The 22,172-nt window shown below is 38.3% G+C and carries 13 protein-coding genes, 2 pseudogenes and 1 CRISPR repeat array; of the genes and pseudogenes, 11 read left to right on the forward strand and 4 right to left on the reverse strand.

Going from position 1 to position 22,172, the window contains the following annotated elements; all coding sequences use genetic code 11:
* Positions 1-64: 64 nt before the first annotated feature.
* On the reverse strand, positions 65-1,312 hold the full coding sequence (locus TASI_RS00995) for an esterase-like activity of phytase family protein (RefSeq protein WP_014110892.1): 1,248 nt from the start codon (positions 1,310-1,312) through the stop codon (positions 65-67).
* Between the two features lie 280 nt (positions 1,313-1,592).
* Here TASI_RS00995 and TASI_RS01000 point away from each other — a divergent pair, with 280 nt between their 5' ends.
* Positions 1,593-1,871, forward strand: coding sequence for a copper-binding protein (locus TASI_RS01000; protein WP_014110893.1), 279 nt, complete (start codon positions 1,593-1,595; stop codon positions 1,869-1,871).
* Positions 1,872-1,949: 78 nt separating this feature from the next.
* On the opposite strand, the pseudogene hslU reads toward TASI_RS01000, so the two are convergent.
* Both hslU and hslV read right to left on the reverse strand, forming a co-directional pair.
* Positions 1,950-3,285 (reverse strand): annotated as a pseudogene (hslU, locus tag TASI_RS01005) (ATP-dependent protease ATPase subunit HslU).
* Positions 3,285-3,851 carry an ATP-dependent protease subunit HslV gene (gene hslV / locus TASI_RS01010; protein WP_014110894.1) on the reverse strand — a complete coding sequence of 189 codons (567 nt, stop codon included), beginning with the start codon at positions 3,849-3,851 and terminating at the stop codon, positions 3,285-3,287. The pseudogene hslU and the gene hslV overlap by 1 nt, the downstream one beginning before the upstream one ends.
* 163 nt (positions 3,852-4,014) lie before the next feature.
* Here hslV and TASI_RS01015 point away from each other — a divergent pair, with 163 nt between their 5' ends.
* Positions 4,015-5,355, forward strand: a complete 1,341-nt coding sequence (locus TASI_RS01015; RefSeq protein ID WP_014110895.1) for an esterase-like activity of phytase family protein — start codon at positions 4,015-4,017, stop codon at positions 5,353-5,355.
* A 116-nt stretch (positions 5,356-5,471) separates the two neighbouring features.
* Here the strand turns inward: TASI_RS01015 and dksA are convergent, their stop codons facing one another.
* The gene (gene dksA, locus TASI_RS01020) at positions 5,472-5,960 is read right to left on the reverse strand and encodes an RNA polymerase-binding protein DksA (protein WP_044978215.1); all 489 of its coding nucleotides are present in this window, start codon (positions 5,958-5,960) and stop codon (positions 5,472-5,474) included.
* A gap of 366 nt (positions 5,961-6,326) precedes the next feature.
* On the opposite strand from dksA, the gene TASI_RS01025 reads away from it, so the two are divergent.
* The 9 genes and pseudogenes from TASI_RS01025 to TASI_RS01060 all read left to right on the forward strand — a co-directional run bounded on the left by TASI_RS01025 (position 6,327) and on the right by TASI_RS01060 (position 22,172).
* Complete coding sequence (locus TASI_RS01025) at positions 6,327-7,337, forward strand: helix-turn-helix domain-containing protein (RefSeq protein WP_014110897.1); 1,011 nt, start codon at positions 6,327-6,329, stop codon at positions 7,335-7,337.
* Between the two features lie 40 nt (positions 7,338-7,377).
* Positions 7,378-8,439: a uroporphyrinogen decarboxylase gene (gene hemE / locus TASI_RS01030; protein ID WP_044978217.1), complete on the forward strand. Its 1,062-nt coding sequence runs from the start codon at positions 7,378-7,380 to the stop codon at positions 8,437-8,439.
* Positions 8,440-8,667: 228 nt separating this feature from the next.
* Entirely contained in the window at positions 8,668-10,713 is a 2,046-nt protein-coding gene (locus TASI_RS01035; RefSeq protein ID WP_014110899.1) for a primosomal protein N', read from the forward strand.
* An 8-nt stretch (positions 10,714-10,721) separates the two neighbouring features.
* Positions 10,722-11,465, forward strand: a complete 744-nt coding sequence (locus tag TASI_RS01040) for a fumarylacetoacetate hydrolase family protein (RefSeq protein ID WP_014110900.1) — start codon at positions 10,722-10,724, stop codon at positions 11,463-11,465.
* Positions 11,466-11,578: 113 nt separating this feature from the next.
* Positions 11,579-12,859 (forward strand): ATP-binding protein, encoded by a 1,281-nt coding sequence (locus tag TASI_RS01045; RefSeq protein ID WP_014110901.1) that lies wholly within the window; start codon positions 11,579-11,581, stop codon positions 12,857-12,859.
* A 97-nt stretch (positions 12,860-12,956) separates the two neighbouring features.
* Positions 12,957-14,588: a peptidase U32 family protein gene (locus tag TASI_RS01050; RefSeq protein WP_044977889.1), complete on the forward strand. Its 1,632-nt coding sequence runs from the start codon at positions 12,957-12,959 to the stop codon at positions 14,586-14,588.
* A gap of 4 nt (positions 14,589-14,592) precedes the next feature.
* Positions 14,593-15,549 carry a type I-F CRISPR-associated endonuclease Cas1f gene (gene cas1f / locus TASI_RS01055; RefSeq protein WP_014110903.1) on the forward strand — a complete coding sequence of 319 codons (957 nt, stop codon included), beginning with the start codon at positions 14,593-14,595 and terminating at the stop codon, positions 15,547-15,549.
* Positions 15,549-17,687, forward strand: a pseudogene (gene cas3f / locus TASI_RS07745) (type I-F CRISPR-associated helicase Cas3f); the annotation flags it as partial. The gene cas1f and the pseudogene cas3f, both read left to right, overlap by 1 nt.
* A 98-nt stretch (positions 17,688-17,785) precedes the next feature.
* A CRISPR array of direct repeats spans positions 17,786-20,693; the repeat unit is 28 nt; unit sequence GTTAACTACCGCATAGGTAGTTTAGAAA.
* A 174-nt stretch (positions 20,694-20,867) separates the two neighbouring features.
* A complete protein-coding gene (locus tag TASI_RS01060) occupies positions 20,868-22,172 on the forward strand; it encodes an SLC13 family permease (RefSeq protein ID WP_014110905.1) in 1,305 nt (434 codons plus the stop codon).

Genomic DNA, 22,172 nt, shown 5'->3' on the forward strand with positions numbered 1-22,172 from the left:
AATCCTAAAATAAAAAGAGCACCTAATGGTGCCCTTCAAAAACCAATACGATATTATAAAGAATTTATTCTTTAGGTAAATCGACTGGAACAAAGTACACAGTATTTGCGTCTATTTTTTTAGTAGCTGGCAATATTTTCTGTGACACTTTTCCTTCTTTACTTGATGAAATCGTAAAGTCATCATCGTTTATAACAGCAAGTGTTTTATCGTCTTTCAACCACATCCCTTCAAATTTTTCATGAGGGTAGTTAAGCTCTTTCACTAAATCTACAACAAGTTTTTTGCTCACAGGCTTAATACCTGCAGCTTCAAGCTCTTCCCATGAACTTTGTTCAAGAGTTTTTCCATTTACCATTTTGCCGTTTTTAGATTCATCTGTGTCTGATACATCAGTAGCATCAGCTAAATCGATCAAATAAACATGTTTTTGAACTTCCTCATCTTTACCGAAGAATTTGCCATCGCGCTCGTTCACTAAGAATTTAGTATTGCTAAGAGCAAGGATCTCAGAATTTGAATTATTTTTCTTCTCTTGACGATATAGGTATTGTTTTGTTTTGCCTGTATCAAGATCAAAAGCTACGATACGAGTAACTGTGCGATTTAGATCATCTTTAGAAGGATTAAACATAGTTGATTGCATAATGCCTACTAAAGTTTTACCGTCTGGCGTAATTGTTAAGCCTTCCATACCACGGTTTGGACGACGAGTTGCAAATACAGCAGGAAGCTTGCGACCTTCGTTTTTAAATCCTAATGGGCTGATACGCTCTTGCTGCACACCTTCTGCATTAAATTTGGCAATGTGTGGGCCGTACTCATCTGATACCCAGAATGAACCATCTTCAAGAACTACTAAACCTTCAGTGTCTATACCATATTCATCGACGCCTAACTCTTTACCCTCAGGGCTTACAGCTTTTTCTCCTGTAGCACCATAGCCTTCAGGATTAGGAAGGCCAGTAATTGGTTTTCCATCAGGGCGTTTTAGTTTGATTGCTTTTAAAAGTTTGATTGATTTGCCGTCTTCAGAAAATTCGAAATGACCAAGAGTAGGAGAGTATGATGGAATGACAAATATTTTTTCTCCTTTATTTGCTGAGTCTGCATTAGGACCGCGGTCAGTCAATGCATAAAAGCGATTAGGATTTTTCGGATCCTTATAAGCAGCAGAACCAAAACCGCCTTTACGTACTTCAACATCTCCAGTTGATCCTAATTTTGTGTAAGGAAGTGCGATTTGAGCTTGAGCTGTAGCACCGATAAATGCGATAGACGCAATAAGAGTTTTAAGTATAGTGTTTGGCATTTGATCTCCATTTAGCCATATAGAAACCAACGGATATTAAATTTTTTTAATTACATGTTTGTGAAAAATGTTGTAAATATATGAAACACTAGAAGTTTTTTATGAAACGTGTTGAAAAGATTACATTTATGGCTTAGAATCAATCCATGTGTTGTTTAAAACATAGATCTCCTTTGAAAGTAAGTTGTATGTAGTGGTTAAACCCTTGGTTCTTTTGAACTAAGGGTTTTTTTATTCTATTTAGCCCCTATAATAAGGTTATAAGAAAAGGAGGTGACTTATGAAAAAAGCACTATTAGGTCTATTACTTGCAGCTGGTTCTACAGTTGCTTTCGGTCAAGCTGTGGGTTCAGGTAAAGGTGAGGTTCGTCGAATCGATACAGCGAAAAGTACTATCGCAATTAAGCACGGTGAGATTGCAGATCTTGGACTGCCTGCTGTAACTTTGGTTTATGATATTCCTGCTAACTTATTAAGCGGTATTAAACCAGGGGATAAAGTTAGCTTTACAGCCAAGCACGAAAACAAAAAATATATCATTACAGAGATTAAAAAATAATTAAGTATTGATGTGTTGCAGGACCATTGGTACAAAGTAATGCAAAAAAAGCCCTCACATGATTTGAGGGCTTTTAATTTATAAAACGTACTGCGATAGGTCTTGATCTTTCACGATATCTTGAAGCTTATCATTTACGTAAGTTTCATCGATTGTTATCGTAGTTCCAGATTTTGAATCCGCATCAAATGATATCTGCTCAAGCAATTTCTCCATCACGGTATATAGCCTACGGGCACCAATATTTTCCATATTTTCATTCACTTCGAACGCAAGTTCTGCGATGCGACGAATGCCATCATCTGTAAAATCAAGCTTCACATCTTCCGTCTCAAGAAGTGCACAATACTGCTTGATAAGCGAGGAGTCCGTCTCTTTTAAGATGCGCACAAAATCATCTGTACTTAAAGCATCTAGCTCCACACGAATCGGCAAACGGCCCTGCAATTCCGGGATAAGATCTGAAGGCTTACTAAGATGAAATGCACCTGAAGTTATAAATAGAATATGATCGGTTTTAACCATACCATATTTAGTTTTTACAGTAGTGCCTTCTATTAGTGGCAATAAATCCCTCTGCACGCCTTGACGAGATACATCCGCACTAGATTTTTCTGAATTCGATGTGATCTTATCGATCTCATCTAAAAACACGATCCCGTTTTGCTCTACGTTAACGATAGCTCTCTCACGAATATCTTCTTCATTAAGATGCTTCTCGGATTCTTCATCGGTAAGCACTTTAAGAGCTTTTTTAATATTCTATTTTTTTCTTATTCTTTTTCTCTTTAGTAATGCTAGAGAATAATCCCTTAATGTTATCGCGCATATCATCCATCGCATCGATACCAAGAATCTCCATTTGAACTGGAGGCGGTTTTACGTCGACTTCGATTTCCATATCGTCAAGCTGCCCTTCACGTAGTCTTTTGCGGAAAACCTGACGTGCAGTATTTTCTTCGCGTACAGGATTTCCATCAGAGTCGTGAGTAGGTGTCACGAGAATATCTAAAATCCTATCTTCTGCCGCATCTTGAGCAATAGATTTAACGCGCTTCATATCGGCTTCGCGAAGCTGCTTAACAGATATATCTGTAAGGTCGCGAATTATAGTCTCAACATCGCGTCCCACATATCCTACTTCTGTAAATTTGGTAGCTTCTACTTTGATAAATGGGGCTTTAGCGAGTTTCGCTAGTCGTCTAGCAATCTCAGTTTTACCTACACCTGTAGGCCCAATCATCATGATATTTTTAGGATGTATCTCGTGGCGCAAGGGCTCCGATACTTGCTGACGACGCCATCTATTACGCAAAGCAACCGCAACGGATTTCTTTGCTTTATTCTGTCCGATAATATATTTATCTAATTCGGACACGATTTCTTTAGGAGTCATAACACTATTTTGATCCATTAAGATTCCTCTTTACCTTTAGATTCTTGAAATTCAAGTTTCTGAATTACGTGATTTTGGTTTGTATATATGCAAAGATCACCTGCAATTTGTAAAGATTTTTTAATAATCTCTTCAGGTGATAAATCTGTATTTTGAAGAAGGGCTTGAGCAGCCGATTGTGCATACGAGCCTCCAGAACCAATAGCGGCAATTCCAAGCTCTGGTTCTAAAACGTCTCCATTTCCGGTTAAGACAAGAGTATGGTCCTTATCTGCGACAATAAGCATAGCCTCTAATCTACGCAATACGCGATCCGTTCTCCAATCCTTAGTTAATTCTACGGCTGCACGCAACAAATGACCTTGATGCTTTTCAAGCTTAGCCTCAAACCTCTCTTGAAGTGTAAATGCATCCGCCGTCGCTCCTGCAAATCCAGAGAGCACTTTGTCGTGATAGAGCTTGCGGATTTTTCTTGCGGTACCTTTGATCACAACATTTCCTAAAGTGACCTGCCCATCTCCGCCAATAGCTACCTCGTCCCCGCGACGGACGCACAGAATAGTAGTTGCGTGAAATTGTTCCATGGATTTTCCTTATAAGTTATAGAACTTTTATTTGGGGGCAATGCTTCCGAAATCAACCCACAAGTTAAAAGAATAATATCGGATTAATTTAACGTAAGTGCAATACAGCCTTGCTACATTTGAGTTGCATTCGTACCTTTGATATTTTTTGAGAGGAGTTAATATGAAGAAGATTGCACTATTATTAGGTTTAACCTTTGCTAGCGGAGCATATGCTGCCGAACAATTTCCTGCAACTTTAGTAGGTCACGCATTATTGCCTGCTGCAACATTTATCGATCCACCTGAAGATGCTCCAGAGTACTTCAAAGTTAGTGCTCGTTATAAAAATAGTAACTACAACCGTGTAGATGAAGCTGAAAGTGCTGATGGTTTTAATGGCAAACGAAAAACTGGTCTTAAAAAACCATTCAAAGGTCAACCAATTCAAGGTCACTCAGGTATCAAAATCATGGAAGATGGTACATTTTGGTTGATTTCAGATAACGGCTTTGGTAATAAACTTAATTCGCCAGACGCATTGCTTTTCTTGAATCAATATAAAGTAGATTTTGAATCTGGAAAATTCGAACACTTAAAAACTGTATTCTTTAAAGATCCAAACAGAGTTATTCCTTTCCATATCACTCAAGATGCAACTAAAGAGCGTTATTTAACTGGTATGGACCTTGACCCTGAAAGCTTCCAGCCAATTGGCGATCACTTTTGGGTGGGTGATGAATTTGGTCCATATCTTCTTGAACTTGATGCAGATGGAAATGTAGTCTCAATCTTCGAAACTGAAGTTGACGGTAAAAAAATCATCTCTCCTGATCACTATAGCATCAATCTTCCAGGAAAACCTGACGGCAAAATGCCTGTATTCCAATCAAGCCGTTCTAAAGGTTATGAAGGTATGGCTTCTTCTCCAGACAAAACTAAACTATACCCACTTCTTGAGGGTGCACTTTATGACCACGACAAAAAAGAGTATGAAAATACTGATGGTAAATCTTATCTTCGCATTCTTGAGTTTGATGTAAGTTCAAAAAAATGGACTGGTAAATCTTGGAAATTCCATCTTGAAGATGCAGGTCATGCAATTGGTGATTTCAATATGATTGATGAAACGTATGGATTAATCATCGAACGCGATAACACTGAAGGCTCTGCAGATAGAAAATGTGCTGAGGGTGCTTCTGGAGAAGACTGCTTTGAAACTACTGCTAAATTCAAACGCATCTACAAAGTGAAATTAGATCCAAATAGCGATACAGCAGAAAAAATTGCTTATATCGATTTAATGGATATCCAAGACCCTAATAAAGTTGCACGTAAACCTTTAGTAGACGGTAAATTCACATTCCCATTCTTCACAATTGAAGACGTAGATGTGCTTGATAAAGACCATATCATCGTAGGTAACGATAACAACCTTCCTGGTTCTGCTTCTCGTGACCCTAATAAAGCAGATGATAATGAGCTCATAAAACTTAAAGTTACTGAGTTCTTAGAGGCTAAATAATTATGTTTGAGATGCACTGAGGCCTTTGCTTTGAGCTTTGTGCCTTGTGTGCTCACACATTTTTAGATAGCATTAAGCCCCGCAATATTCGCGGGGCATTTTAATAATAGATTGCACTAATCGTTATAAAGTTTTTGGCGTTTCTCACGACGCTCTTGTGCTTCAAGAGAAAGAGTAGCCGTCGGACGAGCCAATAGACGAGGAATGCCTATAGGTTCTCCCGTCTCCTCGCACCAACCATATTCTTTAGATTCAATTAATTGAAGAGAATTTTGTACTTTTTTAAGAAGTTTGCGTTCACGATCTCGAGTGCGAAGCTCTAATGTATGTTCTTCTTCTATAGTTGCACGATCAGCTGGGTCGGGAACAAATTGAGTTTCTCTAAGATTTTCTGTGGTTACATCAGCATTATTAAGAATATCGCTTTCAAGCTTTTTGAGGCGATCTTTGAAGAAAGCAAGTTGAAGGTCGTTCATATACTCATCTTCAGACATCTGCTTTATTTGTTCTTCTGTCAATAAAAATTCAGTTTCCGTCTTTGACGATTTAGATTTTCTTGATGTTTTGGCGCTTTTAGTAGCTCTAGCCATGATAGATTTCTCCATGCCCTGAGGGGACATACTATCTGTTACTAAAAAAATAATTGACTAGTATAAACCATTTTGAAAATATTCATCGGTTTGTTAGTCAAGCTAGAGATTGTATCAAAATTTATATCTCGTAATACCTCTTGTTACAATTTTTACAACTTTTTGATTTCCCTTTTTCGGAGCGGTAATTTTAAATGTATCGGAAATTTCAAATGCATGCTTTGATAAGGGATTCGCTAAAATTTGAACTCAAATTAGTGTTCCAATTCTAGGTGGACAAAAAAATCTCTACCTAGCCCCAATTTCCATATATTACTGAATTATTACAGTGAAACAACTTTTCACTTCGATGATAGGAATTGTGATGAATTAGGGTAATAAATGAGAGATTTATTGGATTGTGCTGTGTTGTATACAAAATACTTTCGGGACTTGTCTACACGATTAGTAAACATGACCGATAAAGTAAAACGCATTCAATTCAATGAATTTAATATGACCGAAGTCATTAGACAAGATCTTGCTCCCTATGAAGTTAATGGATATACACTACCAAACCCTCTAACTTTAAGAGATCTCGGACCACTTTTCCACAGGTACGATGTTGTAATTATCCCAGTAAATCAAAATGCCCTAATTTGGCTTAGGGTTATGTTAGGGAATTGTGAAAATTTTCCATCTCCCGTGGTAGTACTTAGTGATGATGTGCAACCGACGGCACTGCCAGACCTAGCAAAATTAGGAGTTGTCGATTTTATAAACATTAATGACTCTGTTGATATTATTATGGCTCGAATAAAAAGTGCAATTGAGAGACATACGTATTATCGAAAGCGGGAAATACGGGCCGTTAATAAATTGATGGATGAGTTAGAAGTTCAAAATCGAGATCTCTTATTTGCAAAAGCAGCCGCTCGAGCAGAGATGGAAATGCGGCCTGAGACCCTCAAAACGCTCGAATATACTGAATCACCAGGGAGTTACACACATCTGGAGTTTTTCGATTCAAGCTCCACTCTTAATTACGAAAAGGGAAATACGGGGCAAATAGCAAATGTGGAAACCAGACGAATATCCTTTATCCCACCCTTTAATCCCGCCGATTTTGATGACGCCGCCCTTAAACCTAACTTCCGCCGCCTCCCCAAACGTAAAATCATCAGTGCAAAAATCCACACAGTTACAGAGCCCCAAAGCTACGATAAAAATGATACTTTCAAAGATGCAAAGGACAAGATAGTATCCGCATTTGAAAAAGAATTTATTATTAATGCACTCATAAGCTCAAAAGGGAATATCGCCCAAGCCGCTAAAAGAAGCGATAAAAATCGCCGCTCTTTTTGGGAATTAATGAGAAAACACGAGATATCGGCTGAGCAATATAGGCAATAGTGGGTATAATTTCCTATCTTTACTAACCATAATAAAAATGATGAATGATACTTTTTTAAGAGCACTTTTGCGTCAAAAATGTGAGTACACGCCTATATGGCTTATGCGACAAGCGGGAAGATACTTGCCTGAGTATAGAGCGACTCGAGAAAAAGCTGGGTCATTTTTAAAATTGGCCATGAATCCTGACTTAGCTTGCGAAGTAACATTGCAGCCTATTGAGCGATTTAATTTAGATGCTGCGATTTTATTTTCAGATATCTTGATGGTTCCAGATGCAATGGGATTAGGACTTGAGTTTGTCACAGGTGAGGGCCCACAATTTGCTAATCCAGTTCAAAGTGAAGAAGATGTAAATCGATTGCGTGTCCCTGATATGGAATCACTTAATTATGTGTTCGATTCAGTGCGTCTAATTAGAAAAGAGCTTGATGGACGTGTACCACTAATTGGATTTGCTGGATCTCCTTGGACCATCGCCTGTTATATGGTAGAGGGCAGAGGCTCTAAGGAATATCGCCAGATAAAGTCAATGATGTATTCGCGTCCAGATTTAATGCATAGAGTTTTAGATATTAGTGCACAGGCGACTGCAAAATATTTAATAGAGCAGATGAGAGCTGGTGCTCAGGCACTTATGATTTTCGATAGTTGGGGTGGAGTGTTAGCTCATGGCTATTATCAGGAATCTTCTCTTAAATATATGAAGCAAGTACTAGATGCCCTAAGAGAGGCTATGGTAGCCGAGGGTACAAAGGTGCCTGTTATCGCTTTCACTAAGGGCGGAGGACTTTGGCTCGAGGATATGGTCGTAGCTGGTTTTGATGCATTGGGTCTCGATTGGACCGTATCATTGAGCGAGGCTAGAAAAAGAGTAGAGGATAAAGTTGCTTTGCAGGGTAATTTAGATCCGATGGCTTTATTTGCAGATGAAAAATCTGTTCGTAGTCAAGCAAGAAAAATTCTTGATGATTTTGGAAGTGTTGGTTTTGGTGGACATATCTTTAATTTAGGTCATGGCATTTCCCAATTCACTGACACCGAAATCGTGGCTGCACTTGTTGATGAGGTGCATGAATATAGCAAATCAAAGCATTTATAGCTAAGTTATCCACAATTGTAAATTTGTTTAACTTAGCATGCTTATTTTAAGTGATGGTTTACCATGCATGTATAAGCCCTTGAATTTGCAGTGAAATTTATTTGTCAAGAAAAAAATTTTTATTTTTTTGAGTTTTTTGTAAAACTTTTGAAATAATTGTGGCAATGTTATTCGCAAAGTTATCCACAACTTTTGTAATCAACACTAAATACGCAGGTTTCCATAAAAATGGACAAAAAATGGTGTCGAGTTGCCCTCGATATTCCTCTTTTTAACAACTTTGACTATATCATCCCTGAAGGCGTGAGGGTTGAGCGTGGACAAAGAGTAATAGTCGAATTTGGTACCAAGGAGCTTATTGGAGTAGTTATAGAGCTACTAAGCGAAACGCCCGTCCCAGCAGAAAAACAAAAACCAATTCTCGAAGTGCTCGACGATTTGCCTTCGTTTTCAGAAAAATGGTTAAACTTTTGTGAGTTTGCTTCCAAATACTATATTAGGCCCATAGGAGAGGTCATACTTCCTGTACTTGCACCACCTCTTAGAAATATAAAAGCATATCGTGGCAAAACCCGAACCAGCCCCGTCTATAGGCTCGATAAAAAAAAGAGAAAACCCTTGGAGGAGATGGAGCACAAGAGCATTGCCCCCAAACTAAATCCCGATCAGGAGGCTGCGGCCGAATATATTAAATCAATAAGCGGATTTGAGACGGTGGTCCTTCATGGCATAACTGGAAGCGGAAAAACAGAAGTCTACCTAAATGCAGCCGAAGCAGTTCTCGAAAAGGGACTTCAAGTCGTTTTTCTTGTGCCCGAAATCAATCTCACACCACAATTCGAGGCATTAATTCGTGCCAGATTTGCCCATAAAGTTGGCAATGCCTCCGTCCTCATCATGCACAGTGCTCTCTCCGACGGGGAGCGCCTTGATGCATGGGTTCGCATGCAAAGGCAGGAAGCGAAAATAGTTATTGGAACACGCATGTCCATTTTTTCGCCATTTGAAAATATCGGTCTTATCATAGTTGATGAGGAGCATGATGCATCCTATAAACAGCAGGACGGTCTTCGCTATTCTGCCCGCGATTTAGCTATTTGGCGTGGGCAACAGCTTGGTGTGCCTGTTGTGCTAGGCTCTGCCACACCATCTCTTGAGACTTGGAGGGGCGTTCAAACTGGCCGCTACAAAATACTGAGTTTAAAGGAGAGGGCCAGTTCTGGCTATCCTCCAAACATTCGCATACTTAATACCAAGAAAATTAAAACGCATAATGGGATCGCCGAGCCGCTTATGGATCTTATTTCGAAAAAGCTCGAAGTAGGCGAGCAGGTCATGATTTATCTCAATCGTCGAGGCTTTGCCCCAGTACTTCGATGCGGAAGTTGCGGCTGGGTAAGTGGCTGCCCAAATTGCTCAGTACATATGGTTTTGCATCGCGATTTAAAGCGAAAAATAAATGTGCTCCAATGCCATCATTGCGGTTTTAGTAGCTCGGTTCCGAAGCATTGCCCCGATTGCGGGGAGATCGACTTATCGGCACTTGGTTATGGAACACAAAAGCTTGAAGAGGGGCTTAAAGAGGCCTTCCCGAGTGCGAACATATTGCGTATCGATGCAGATAGCACGAGTCGCAAGGGCTCTGCGGAGCATCTGTTTTCGAAAGCGACTAAGGGAGAAGTCGATATAATCGTGGGCACACAAATGCTCGCAAAAGGGCATGATTTCAAGAAACTGAGCCTTGTTATCGTTCTAAATGCTGATCTTATGTTATTTAACGAAGATTTTCGTGCTGGCGAGCGGCTTTTCGCACAGCTTTTGCAGGTGGCTGGCCGTGCTGGGCGTCATATTTTGGACTCCCTTGTGGTGGTGCAGACCGAGTTCGAGCAACACCCTTTGTACGACGCCCTTGTCGCCCAAGATTACGAAAAGTTCGCTGAAAATTCACTGGCTGAGCGTGAAGAGGCTGCATTGCCACCATATAGCTATCAAATTTTATTTACGGCCCAAGCTCGAGACGTAAACGACGCCCTTGCTTTCCTTGAGCAAGTCGCTAATGTGGCAATGTCCTCGCCCTCATCCGATGTTCGTATATACGACCCAGTCCCCTTGCAAATCGTGCGAGTGGCCAATGTGGAGCGAGCTCAGCTTTTACTTGAATCGAACTCGCGTGCGAGCCTGCATGGGCTGGTTTACGAGATATTGCCACAGATTGATAAGATTAAGTCATCAAAAATTCGCTATCATATAGAGGTCGATCCTCTATCAGTTTAAGGTGTGCCATGTCTGAATGTAAAACTGTATTCCCTGTATCAAAACCAGTAACTATCGCAATCCACGGTAAAGAAGAGCGTTTTCCCGTGGGCCGCATATTTTGCATCGGCCGCAATTATCAAGAACACGCCGCTGAAATGAATTATGAGCCAGTGGACAAAAGCCAGACCGACCCAATATTTTTTATTAAATCTGCGTGCCATGTTGCACATTCACATGCTCAAGAAACTTTGCGTGTTCCTTATCCGATGGGTACGAGTAATTTGCACCATGAGGTGGAGCTTGTGCTTGCATTTGGAAAGGATTTGGATGCGGGTGCGGGTGCGGGCTCAGGGCTGACCAAGGAGCGAATTCTCGATGCGATATACGGATATGCCGTTGGCCTTGATATGACCCGTCGTGATTTGCAATCTGTGGCTAAGAAGAATGGATTTCCATGGGATGGGGCGAAGGATTTTGCAAATTCCGTAATTCTCGGAGAGCTTACAGAAAAGACTGCATTGGCAAATCCGTGGATGGATAATGTAGGCATTAAGTTGACGGTAAACGAAGAAGTGCGTCAAGACGGTGTTACATCTGATCTTATTTGGACAATCGATGAATGCATTGCATATCTTGCTAAATTCTATGATTTTAAAGCAGGCGATTTAGTGATGACTGGTACTCCAAGTGGTGTGGGTCCTGTTGTGAGGGGCGATAAATTGCATGGCTCTGTGGAAGGCTTGCAGGATTTGAGGGTCGAATATTTTTAGGTTGTAGTTGAAAAATTTTGGTTTTTGAGTAAATTTTCAAGTGTGGTTGAAAAAATCCAGTTAAATCTTCAAATAAGATTTAAAATATTTTATGTTTTTAACAATTTTCAATCATGCTTGAAATTTTAGATTCTTTACGAAAGTATAACTTTTGGGAAAATAAACCCTTCGATTTGGGGTTTCCTAGAACCCGATATTTAAAAAGAATAAGCCAATACATTAATAACAAACTAATAAAAGTGCTTGTTGGTCAACGACGAGTTGGTAAAAGTTATATTCTCCGTCAAATTGCTTATAAGTTAATTTCAGAGGGAGTGAACCCAAAAAATATCCTGTATATAAATAAAGAATTTATGGAGTTAATCTCCATACAAAATGCATATGACCTTGAAAAACTTTATAAAACGTACATTTCAGAGTTAGAGCCTGTCGGAAAAGTATTTATTTTTATTGATGAAATTCAGTATATAGACGAATGGGAGAAATTTGTAAATTCTCACTCTCAAGATTTTGCTGAACCATGTGAGTTGTTCATCAGTGGGTCAAATTCGAATTTGTTGTCTGGAGAGCTTGCTACTATGCTTTCTGGGCGTTATGTACAGTTTGAAATTTTTCCCTACAGTTTTGATGAATATTGTGCACTTAATGAGATAGAGCAAAACCGCTCGAGTTATGCAAAATATCTGGATGAGGGGGCATTGCCAGAGTTATTTAATCTGCCCTCGTATGAAATGAAGCATAACTATGTTTCATCCATAAAAGATACGATATTATTGCGTGATATAGTTGCAAGGTATAAAGTCAAGGATATAAAACTTCTCGATGACTTATTTGTATATTTAGTAAATACCGCATCCAGCCTTATTTCTATAACAAATATTATTAATTTCTTCGCTTCAAAAAAGCGAAAGACAAATTACGAGACGCTCGCAGCTTATATTAATTATTTAGAAAATGCGTTCTTGGTACATCGTGTCGAGCGTTATAACATCAAAGGCAAGGAGACGATATCCGGTAATTGCAAATATTATCTGAACGACCTTGCGTTTCGAAATTATCTCTATTCAGCTTACGGTTACGGGATTGGACATTTATTGGAAAATGCTGTTTATTTGAGTTTGCGGCGAGCTGGTTTTCGTGTATTTGTGGGTTCAATTAAAGATAAGGAAATCGATTTTGTTTGTATGAAATCGCAGCTTGTCCTTTATTTCCAAGTTACTCTTCAACTATCTTACGAACCAACTATGGAAAGGGAATATCGACCTTTAAAAATGATCGATGATAATTACGAAAAATATGTGATTAGCATGGATGAATTTAGGGTTCCATCTAATGAAGGTATTAAGCATATTCCTGCATGGGAATTGGATAAATTTTTAGAAGAAAATTTTTAAATTTAAGCTAAATTTTTATAAAATCACTGTAACAGTTTTGCGGCTATGGGCATTCCGCTTATAGTTGGCAATGGTGTCTTGCTTTAAAAAATACAATATGAAAAAACCTGAACTTCTACTACCAGCTGGTGGTTTGGAGCGTATGCGTACGGCTTTCTTTTTTGGAGCTGATGCTGTGTATGCTGGCCAGCCACGATACTCACTACGTGCCAGAAATAATGAATTCGTGCGTTACGAAAAAATGCATGAAGCGATAACAGAGGCACACGCTTTGGGCAAAAAGTTTTACGTGGCATCGAATTTATTGCCACATAATTCAAAGCTTCGGACCTATCTGGACGATCTCGCACCAATCATGGAACTTAAGCCAGATGCATTTATTATGGCGGATCCTGGGCTGATCATGAAAGTGAAGGAGCGATGGCCTGATGCGGTCATTCATCTTTCTGTGCAAGCGAACACGACCAATTATTGGGGCGTGCAATTCTGGCAAAAAATGGGCATCAGTCGGATTATATTGTCTCGGGAATTATCATTGGATGAGATCGAGGAGATTCGTCAAGAGTGTCCTGATATGGAACTTGAGGTGTTTGTGCATGGGGCATTGTGTATTGCTTATTCTGGGAGATGCTTGTTGTCAGGGTATTTCAACCAACGCGATCCGAATCAGGGGACCTGTACTAACTCTTGCCGATGGGATTACAAGGTATTGCCAGCAGTAGAAAGCGATGCTGGAGACGCAAGGCTGGCACCAGGTGCGGAGAGATTTGGATTTGGTGGGGGCGGAGTTTACTCAACAGACGTATGTAACTCACCAGGCGGAGCTGGTGCGGGCGTGAGTCGCTCAGCGGGTGAGGTTTGTTCAACAGGCGGGGGTGATGCGGGCGTGAGTCACTCAGCAGGTGTGGCATATTCACCAGGCGGCGTGGGTTCGCCAGAGGTGCGTTCATCGAGCGAGTTCCGTGTGCCAGACGCAGGTCTTGAGGGATTCGATTTCAACGCAATGCGTGAAGAAGCAGACTCCAAATTCGCCTCAGTAGGCGGTGCTCCACGTCATCCACTTGCCGATAATGTATATCTATTGGAAGAAGGCAATAGACCTGGTCAATACATGCCGATTATGGAAGACGAGCACGGCACATATATTATGAATTCGAAGGACTTGCGTGCAATTGAGCAGGTCGAACGATTGGTGAAAATCGGTGTGGATTCACTCAAGGTGGAGGGCCGCACAAAATCGATGTACTACGTGGGTCGCGTGGCGAATGCATATCGTCTGGCTATTGACGATGCTGTTGCAGGACGTCCGTTTAATCCAGAGCTGTTAGCTGATTTGCAAAATGTGGCGAATCGTGGCTATACGCCTGGATTCCTCGAGCGCCATCAGACACAAGATTATCAGAATTATTTGCACGGTTATTCTGTGTCTAGATTGTCGCAGTTTGCAGGGGTGGTGCGTGATGTGGATGATGACGGGTGGGCGACCGTCGAGGTGAAAAATCGTTTCCGCGTGGGTGATAAACTGGAAGTGATTCACCCAAGCGGCAATATGGTTATAGTACTTGAGGCGATGGAAATAGACGGGGAGCCCACCGACCTCGCTCCTGGCAATGGCCGTGAGGCACGCATCCCTGGTATGCACGGGAAGAATGGGGCATTATTAGCTCGGTTGCTGAGCGAGGGCGAGCGAGAGCGGTTAGTGAAGCTGACAGGGGTGAGCGGGGAGTGAGGTTATGGAAGTTTTAACGGATTTGAAAGCAATAATGCATTCGAAAAGGGCAAATATTTACTATTTGGAACACTGTAGAGTAATGCAAAAAGATGGTAGGGTTTTATATTTGACAGAGGAAAAGAAGCAAAATAGTTACTGGAATATTCCTATTGCTAATACAACTGTAATCCTTCTAGGTACTGGAACATCAATTACTCAAGCTGCGGTTAGAATGTTAGCTTCAGCTGGAGTCCTTATAGGTTTTTGTGGGGGAGGAGGTACTCCCCTTTTTTCTGCTTGTGATGTTGAATGGTTAACTCCTCAAAGTGAATATAGACCTACTCAATATGTTCAAAAATGGCTTGAGTTTTGGTTTATAGAAGAAAATAGACTAAAAGTTGCGAAATTTTTTCAATTAAAACGTATTGATTTTATAAATTATGTTTGGGGGCGAGATAAATTATTTAGTGATTTTGGAATTGGAAATGATGATTTTGAAATTGAACAAGCATTAGAAACAACAAGTAAAAATATAAGTCGTGCACCAGATGCTGAACACTTGTTAAGTCTTGAAGCACAGTTAACAAAAAAACTTTATTCATTTGTAAGCAAAAAATGTGGTCTAAAAGATTTTTATCGAGATCATTCAGGTAATACAACAGAGAATATATTTTTAAATCATGGAAATTACTTAGCTTATGGTCTAGGTGCTTGTACTACATGGGTATTGGGTATTCCACATGGATTTGCAGTGATGCATGGTAAAACCAGACGAGGAGCTCTAGTATTTGATATAGCAGATTTAGTTAAAGATGCGATAGTTTTACCGAATGCATTTATAAGTACTAAGCTAGGACACTTCGAAAATGATTTTAGGCAGACAATTCTTAATAAATTTATAGAACATCGAGCTTTAGACTATATGTTTGAAATAGTAGAATTTGTTTGTTCTGAAGAATTTTGGAGGACCTGTAAATGATGGTGATTTTTACGAGTCAATGCGAAAAAAAAGCTTTATCTAAAACTAGAAGAGTTCTAGATTCATTTGCCGACAGAATTGGTGATAGAACTTGGAAAGCCATTATAACTCTAGAAGGCTTAGAAGCTGTTAATAAATTACTTAGAAAAACGGCCTCTAAAAATACTGCTGTATCATGTCATTGGATAAGGTCAAGAAGTCTAAGTGAATTGATTTGGGTAGTGGGAAATCGGTCTAAATTCAATGAAGAAGGTGTTATACCTGTAAACTCGACTCAAAAAAATATATTGGGAAGTTTAAAAGAGAATAACTGGCACTATTTGCCAGTTATTAAGGCATTATCTGCATTTGTTGGTTTAATACATGATTGGGGTAAAGCCAACGATTTTTTTCAATGTAAATTGAGATCAACTAAATTGATTAGCGACCCTGTTCGTCATGAATGGGTCTCAGCAATTATTTTCAAAGCATTAATTAAAGGTAAAGAAAATGATGATGAAGCTTGGTTAAAGCAATTAGAAGATACAGAATCCTTAAATTTTAATGAGAAATTAGGGATTTTGACTAAAGGACAAGAGGGAATTGAGGGATTTGAAAAATTAATCAATCATAACACATCAGGTACTGTTCTCGTAAATTGGATACTATATCTTATTTTTACTCATCATAAACTGCCTTATCTAACCAATAGAAATAAATTTAATCAAATTTCTGAAGAAAAAATTCCTACCTTATATGATCTTTATTCGATTTTGGATGTTAAATGGGGATACTTAAATGATATTGAAAAAGCGGAAAAATGTTTTGACTTTAGTAAGGGATTTCTAGAAGATTCAAATAGATTTAAAGAGGAACTTTCTAAATGTGCTAATTCTCTATTGGAAGTGTTACCTTTAATTAATGATATTCAAGAAAAAAAATTATGGAGATTAATAATAAATTATTCAAGAATATGCATAATTTTAGGAGATCATTTTATATCTTCTATGAATGAGTCGCTTAAAACATCTGATACAGAAAACGCTGAACTTTATGCTAATACAAATAAAGAAAAAAATTTGAAACAACCCTTGGTCAATCATTTAATAGAAGTTTCAAAACAATCTAAAAAAATATCAAGATATCTGCCACGTTTTGAATATGGTTTTGAAAGTGCTCAAGATATAAAAAAATTAAAGGCTAAATCGCCTCCAGATTTTAAATGGCAGGACAATGCAGTTGAGACAGTAAAAAAAAATCAGAAGAACGAGTTCATAAATAATTGGTTTATTATCAATATGGCTAGTACTGGTCAAGGTAAGACCATAGCTAACGCTAAAATTTTCCACGCCCTATCCCAAGGAGGTCAATCTTTACGTTTCACGTTAGCTCTTGGTTTGCGCACTTTAACACAGCAAACTGGAGAAGTCTATAGCAAGAAAATTGGGGTAAGTAATCAAGATTTAGCTGTAATAATGGGTAGCAACGTTTTTACTTTACTTTCGGAGCATAATGATAATGATGTTAATGAATATACAGAATTTGGGAGTGAATCAGAAGAAAGCCTTCTAGGACATATGTATATATCAGATGATGTTCAAAGCTATTCAATCCCAGATTTTCTAGATTTATCATTAACTAATAATAAGGAAAAATCTTTTCTTATTAAACCCATTGTAATTTGCACCATAGATCATATTATTAATGCATCTGAAGTGGTTAAGGGGGGGAGATTCATCCTACCCTCTTTAAGATTAATGTCATCTGATTTAATTATAGATGAGGTTGATGATTTCGATACTAGAGATCTCGTTGCTATAGGTAGATTGGTACATTTAGCAGGGATGTATGGAAGAAAGGTGATGATATCTTCAGCAACTATACCTCCTAGTTTGGCTAGAGGATATTTTGAAATGTACAAATCGGGTTGGGAGATATACAAAAATTTTAAAGATATCAAATGTGAAACCCTAAATGTAGTGTGGGTGGATGAGTTTGATACCAAGGTAGAAAATATTAGTCTGAAAGAACCAAAGTTTGAATCTAACCACAAAGATTTTGTTAATAATAGATTAGAGAAACTTAAGAAAAAGCCTGTATTACAAAAAGCTGAATTGATAAAGTGCAATCATTTGATAAATGAAGAAAATAAACTAGAAAAATATTTTCAATTAATTTTGGAGAATATTAAATCTTTTCACGAAAATCATAACAGTAAGTTTGAAATATATGGGGCTACTGAGATATTTTTTGTATTGTTAACTACCGCATAGGTAGTTTAGAAAAATCAGCTCCCTATTTCTATCAGTTATTTGTGGTTAACTACCGCATAGGTAGTTTAGAAATAATAATTTTGGTGATATCGAAGTGTTAGATGGTTAACTACCGCATAGGTAGTTTAGAAAAATTCGTCCCAACTATTCGAATTTAACGGTTCGTTAACTACCGCATAGGTAGTTTAGAAAATAATTTACGCAGACACTTATTTCCTATCATCGTTAACTACCGCATAGGTAGTTTAGAAATAAAAGAATTAAGTATTGGTGATAATAATTTTGTTAACTACCGCATAGGTAGTTTAGAAATCGACGAATTGTTGGTAGACGATTGCAATTACGTTAACTACCGCATAGGTAGTTTAGAAATCGTGAAAACCATCTTCTGAAGTGATTCCACGGTTAACTACCGCATAGGTAGTTTAGAAATAATAGATAGATATCATCAACAGATACAGCTGGTTAACTACCGCATAGGTAGTTTAGAAATCAAGCAATATCGGGTCTAAACCATTACCTGAGTTAACTACCGCATAGGTAGTTTAGAAATCAATAAGACTTTAATTATTCTTCTTCGTACGGTTAACTACCGCATAGGTAGTTTAGAAAAATTGTTTCTTTATCTGTGTAATTCATTTCTTGTTAACTACCGCATAGGTAGTTTAGAAATAATAATTTTGGTGATATCGAAGTGTTAGATGGTTAACTACCGCATAGGTAGTTTAGAAAGTACAAATCTAGCATCAGGCATTAGTCCAATTGTTAACTACCGCATAGGTAGTTTAGAAATTATTTAGCGTTTTTACAATCCAGCTAGTTAGGTTAACTACCGCATAGGTAGTTTAGAAAATGATTTACTCCTTTAGTTAATTTAACAGCTTGTTAACTACCGCATAGGTAGTTTAGAAACAAAAACTCTAATGCTTCTTTTAATTCTTGATGTTAACTACCGCATAGGTAGTTTAGAAATCTGTAAAGTTTATTTAAGTCGATATTGAAAGGTTAACTACCGCATAGGTAGTTTAGAAAAATTGATATATGAACTTCTTTCAGAAGAAGAGGTTAACTACCGCATAGGTAGTTTAGAAAGTCTAGTTCAACATCTAAATAAATAAAATAATGTTAACTACCGCATAGGTAGTTTAGAAATGACTGGCTATGAAAGAAATTTTTAATTCTAAGTTAACTACCGCATAGGTAGTTTAGAAAGATTAATATTATCAATATGATTATCTATATAAGTTAACTACCGCATAGGTAGTTTAGAAAATCAACAAACATATAAGAGCCAATCAGTTCCCGTTAACTACCGCATAGGTAGTTTAGAAATTTTTTTAACAAGGGAGTAAAAAAAATAATATGTTAACTACCGCATAGGTAGTTTAGAAACCGAATTGGAGCTATCGGTCTAGCTCCCGATGGTTAACTACCGCATAGGTAGTTTAGAAATAATAATTCTGCTTTTAATTGATTGAGATTTTGTTAACTACCGCATAGGTAGTTTAGAAATCTTCATCTCAATAAACATACCGCAAAACGGTGTTAACTACCGCATAGGTAGTTTAGAAATAACAATAGATGAGCTCCCAAAATTTTTTGAAGTTAACTACCGCATAGGTAGTTTAGAAAACCACGGAGCGTTTTGTGCAGTGAGTGTTTTGGTTAACTACCGCATAGGTAGTTTAGAAATTATTGTAGGTTATGTAAAAAAGAATTAGCTAGTTAACTACCGCATAGGTAGTTTAGAAATTTGACATCCTCAACAATCTGCTCGCCTCGATGTTAACTACCGCATAGGTAGTTTAGAAAACTGCGGAAGCGGTGCTATAGAATCTAAACCAGTTAACTACCGCATAGGTAGTTTAGAAATGCAAATACAACTTGTCGTGGCTGATCTTCCAGTTAACTACCGCATAGGTAGTTTAGAAATGAAGATGGTGGTTCTTACTTGTTCTACGGTTGTTAACTACCGCATAGGTAGTTTAGAAAATCACTTAGAACAGTAACAGGGTGTCTTAAACGTTAACTACCGCATAGGTAGTTTAGAAATATACAGCAGCGGCAGTCGGTGCCCAACGTAAGTTAACTACCGCATAGGTAGTTTAGAAAACAATTATGTAGGCATACTGGTTGTAATAAGCGTTAACTACCGCATAGGTAGTTTAGAAAAGACATAGTTGATACCAGTCATCGATTTGATTGTTAACTACCGCATAGGTAGTTTAGAAATTTGAAATTAAATTCAAAGTCAGGTTTTATAAGTTAACTACCGCATAGGTAGTTTAGAAACAATATTCAAACCATACGTCGATTTCCCCAAAGTTAACTACCGCATAGGTAGTTTAGAAATTGAGAACGGCATAAACGGGCGTCGGGCAATAGTTAACTACCGCATAGGTAGTTTAGAAATTTCATCAGCTTCACATATTTTTAAGTGATTAGTTAACTACCGCATAGGTAGTTTAGAAATGCCTGTGTAATTGCAATCGTCTACCAACAATGTTAACTACCGCATAGGTAGTTTAGAAAAGAACTTTTAGTGATTGACGAAATAGGAATTAGTTAACTACCGCATAGGTAGTTTAGAAAATAACCAACAGATAGCTTGATTTCCTTATATTGTTAACTACCGCATAGGTAGTTTAGAAATTAAAAGGGTATATCTTCGTGAAGATTTTCGGGTTAACTACCGCATAGGTAGTTTAGAAAAAGAGCAGGTCGAACTTTTTTTATGGGCAAATGTTAACTACCGCATAGGTAGTTTAGAAATTGGACTTCGTGTAGATCCAGTACTACCAATGGTTAACTACCGCATAGGTAGTTTAGAAATCTTGGAATTGGTCGTTGTATTCAACGCCTAAGTTAACTACCGCATAGGTAGTTTAGAAATCTTAATTAGTTTATCACCCCCTACAAACATTTAAAATCAGTAAAGCCACGTATACAAGGTGCAATACAATCCCAAGGCACGATACCCACCCAAACTCTTTCATTAATCCACCCTTCAGTTACAATATCTCACAAATTAATTCAAACAAAAATAAAAAAAACAGGAGCTACATCTTGATATCAGCATTGATCATAGCCGCTATTGTCGTTTCCATAGCTATAGGTTATATCTTCAAAATAAATATAGGTCTTCTTGCAATATCATTTGCTTACATAATTGGTACATTCATACTTGATTTAAAACCTTCTCAAATCGTAGCACTGTGGCCCTTGAAATTATTTTTCGTAATTATGGCTGTATCGCTTTTTTATAATTTTGCGACAGTAAATGGCACACTAGAAAAGCTAGCAGATAACTTGATATACAGGTCCAAGAATTATCCTTATCTTCTGACATTCGCCGTGTTTGTAGCCTCTACTCTAATAGCTGCTATGGGTGCGGGCTTTTACTCTGTTCTCGCTTTCATGGCACCGCTAACTTTATTTCTATGCGATAAGACGGGTATGAGTAGAATTGCAGGTGCTATGGCTATTAACTATGGAGCTCTAGGTGGAGCGAATTTTATGACTAGCCAAAGTGGAGTAATTTTCAGAGGCCTAATTGAAGGAACTGGTCGTTACGATGCGGCACAAGCATTTAGTTTTTCTACAGTCATATTTATTGCCACCATAATTGTGCCAATCATAGTTTTATCGGGATTTGTTTTTTCTAATAAAAGAAGCGGACGCATTTCATTAGATAGTGATATGCCCAAGCCAGAACCGATGAACAGTAAACAACAAATTACAGTTATTCTTATCGGATTGCTTCTCGTTATTGTATTGGCTGGGCCGATATTACGGATCGCATTTCCAGAAAGCGAAAGCATTGCCTACTTTAATAGTCGAATTGATATTGGGTTTTTGGCCGCAATATTTACAGTTATCTCACTTTTTTTGAAATTGGCTGACGAGAAAAAGGTAATTGCTCTCGTACCATGGAGTACTTTGATTTTAATTGGCGGTGTGGGTCTGCTTATTGGCGTTGCTGTGAAAGCTGGAACTATAGATTTGCTAGCTCATTCGATAAGTACAGGCGTCCCTAAAGCTGTATTGCCAGTGGCATTGTGTTTAATTGCTGCATTTATGTCTGTATTCTCTAGCACGTTGGGCGTTGTAACTCCTACGTTGTTCCCGATAGTCCCTGCTCTGGCTCAGGCTGCAGGTTTAAGTCCAGCTCTGCTTTTTGCAAGTATTGTTGTGGGATCTCAGTCTACTGCAATTTCTCCGTTTTCTTCAGGCGGAAGTTTGATTATGGGTGCTTGCAAATCAGATGAGGAGAGAGACAATATGCTCAAAGGCTTATTATTTAGAGCAATTCCAATTGGTTTGGCAATGGCCGTGCTTGCAACTGTTTTTATGCACTACATTATTTATTAA

Origin of the sequence: Taylorella asinigenitalis MCE3, from assembly GCF_000226625.1 — a bacterium.
Taxonomy (GTDB): Bacteria; Pseudomonadota; Gammaproteobacteria; order Burkholderiales; family Burkholderiaceae_B; genus Taylorella; species Taylorella asinigenitalis.